3 protein-coding genes are annotated in these 2096 nt (G+C 68.2%); 2 read left to right on the top strand and 1 reads right to left on the bottom strand.

The genetic code is table 11. The annotated features are described in order from the left end of the window. A partial coding sequence (locus AC6RA4_RS12700; RefSeq protein WP_500160820.1) for an alkane 1-monooxygenase occupies nucleotides 1-895 on the top strand: 895 nt, incomplete at its 5' end. 84 nt (nucleotides 896-979) lie between these two features. Here the strand turns inward: AC6RA4_RS12700 and AC6RA4_RS12695 are convergent. Beyond that, nucleotides 980-1177 (bottom strand): hypothetical protein, encoded by a 198-nt coding sequence (locus AC6RA4_RS12695; RefSeq protein WP_500160818.1) that lies wholly within the window; start codon nucleotides 1175-1177, stop codon nucleotides 980-982. A 289-nt stretch (nucleotides 1178-1466) separates the two neighbouring features. On the opposite strand from AC6RA4_RS12695, the gene AC6RA4_RS12690 reads away from it, so the two are divergent. After that, complete coding sequence (locus AC6RA4_RS12690; RefSeq protein WP_500160817.1) at nucleotides 1467-1862, top strand: hypothetical protein; 396 nt, start codon at nucleotides 1467-1469, stop codon at nucleotides 1860-1862. Nucleotides 1863-2096 lie beyond the last annotated feature (234 nt).

Below are 2096 nucleotides of genomic sequence, written 5' to 3'. Positions count from 1 at the left end.
GCTTGCCGCACTTGCCGCGCCCGACCATCCGGGAGAGGAGTTTCCCGCCGGGGACGGGCTTGCCGTGGCGCTGGGGCTGCTGCATTTCCCGCTGCTCTACGGCGGAGCCTGGGCCATCGCCGGTGGCGGCGGGCATGACCTACCGGCCCGGGTGGCGCTGTTCCTCGCGCTGTCGCTGTTCCTCGGGCAGGTCAGCAACTCGAACGCCCACGAGCTGATCCATCGCCCCGACCGCCGGCTGCGCCGGCTCGGCGTCGCGGTCTATTGCGCGCTGCTCTTCGGCCATCACGTCTCGGCGCATCTGCGGGTGCATCACGTGTACGCCGCCACCGATGGCGACCCCAATTCGGCGCCTCTGGGCCAGAGCTACTATGCCTTTGCACCACGCGCCTGGATCGGCAGCTTCCGGCAGGGGCTGTGGGCCGAAACCGCGCTGCGCCGCCGCGCCGCGTCGCGACGGGGGCTGCACCCCTATGTGATCTATGCAGCCAGCGCGGTGCTGTCGCTGGGGCTGGCCTCGCTGCTGGCGGGCTGGGCCGGGGCGCTGGCGCTGCTCGGGCTCTGCGTCTATGCGCAGGCGCAGCTGCTGCTGTCGGATTACGTGCAGCATTACGGGCTGAGGCGCCGCAAGCTGGCCGGGGGGCGTCTCGAGCCGGTGGGGCCGCAGCACAGCTGGAACGCGCCGATGCCGGCCTCCTCGGCGCTGATGCTAAACGCGCCGCGCCATTCCGATCACCACGCCCGCCCGGCCCGCCCCTACCCGGGCCTCGAGATCGACCGCGAGGCAATGCCGATCCTGCCGCATTCACTACCGGTGATGGCGGTGCTGGCGCTGGTGCCGCCGGTCTGGCGACGGCTGATGGACCGCCGCGCCCGGCGCTGGAGCGGGGCCTGAGGCAGAACCGAAAAAGGCGGGCCGCGTTGGCCCGCCCTGTTCTACTCGCTACGCTGAAACCGAAGCCTTGCGGGTTCCTCGGCCTTACTCGGCCGCGAAGGCGGTGGCGAACTTGCCGCACCAGTCGCTGGCATTGACCACCGGCCACAGGCCACGGCTGTCGGGCTGGGTCTGGCTCACCGGCGGGTTGGCGCGGCACAGGCCCGCATCGTCGAGCTTGTGGGCGTCGTTGGCGACGTGATCTTCGTAGAACGCGCAGGTCTTGCAGGCAGCATTGGCCATGGCTGGACTCCTTCCGGGGACAAAATCGGGATTGTCGCTGGCGGGCTGCGGACCGGGCGATGCGCTGGGTGCGTGGCTGGCTGGCGTTGAGCAAGAGATAGGCGCGCTCAGACGGAAGGTCAAGATTTTTATTCAACAAAATCAAATAGTTGATAGATTCACTCGGCCTTTCAATCCCGAGTCTTTTGCTTGCCTTGCCGGAGCTCAAACCCGATATTTTCACTCGGATTGCACGCCGCCGGGCGACGTGCCCCTTTCCCGGCGCCGCAAGCTCTGGCAGGGTTGGCGCATGCGCCAGATCCTCCCGCTCCTTCTCGCCTGCCTGCCCCTGCCCGGCCTTGCCGCCGAACCGATGAGCGGCGCCGAGTTCGAGCGCTACACCGCCGGCAAGACGCTCTATTTCGGCCTTTCCGGAAACGCCTACGGGGTCGAGGAATACCTGCCCGACCGCCGCGTGCGCTGGTCCTTCCTCGACGGCAAGTGCAAGGACGGCGTCTGGTACGAGGAGTCGGGGCAGATCTGCTTCGTCTATGACGACCAGCCGACGCCGCAATGCTGGAGCTTCTTCCGAGAGGGCTCGGGGCTCAGGGCGGTGTTCGAGAACAACCCCGAAAGCACGGTGCTTTACGAGGCCAGGCAGGACGACACGCCGATGCTGTGCCTCGGCCCCGAGATCGGGGTCTGAGAGCGGCTGCGGGCGCTCTCTAGTTATGCCGGGGAGACCGGTCGAGCTCGGCAGGGGGCGCTGCCCCCGTCGCAGCGGAGCTGCGCCTCCCCCGGAGTATTTTTGACGTAAAGAAGACGGGGCGTCGGGCGATGGCCGCGGCTTTTCGCAGGCGGAGGGGCGGATTTTCTTGCGGGGTCGCTTTGGCGGGCCTTTGGTCTTGTGGGACGCGGGTTTGGGGGCGCTGCCCCCGTC

This window comes from Salipiger sp. (assembly GCF_059781815.1).
Note: the sequence above shows the minus strand (reverse complement) of the source record. Positions and strands in the feature narration are given on the sequence as shown.

Bases quoted from the DNA above. Each gene is read 5' to 3' on its own strand.
- AC6RA4_RS12695 (WP_500160818.1), bottom strand. From the start codon at position 1,177: ATGGCCAATGCTGCCTGCAAGACCTGCGCGTTCTACGAAGATCACGTC.
- AC6RA4_RS12690 (WP_500160817.1), top strand. From the start codon at position 1,467: ATGCGCCAGATCCTCCCGCTCCTTCTCGCCTGCCTGCCCCTGCCCGGC.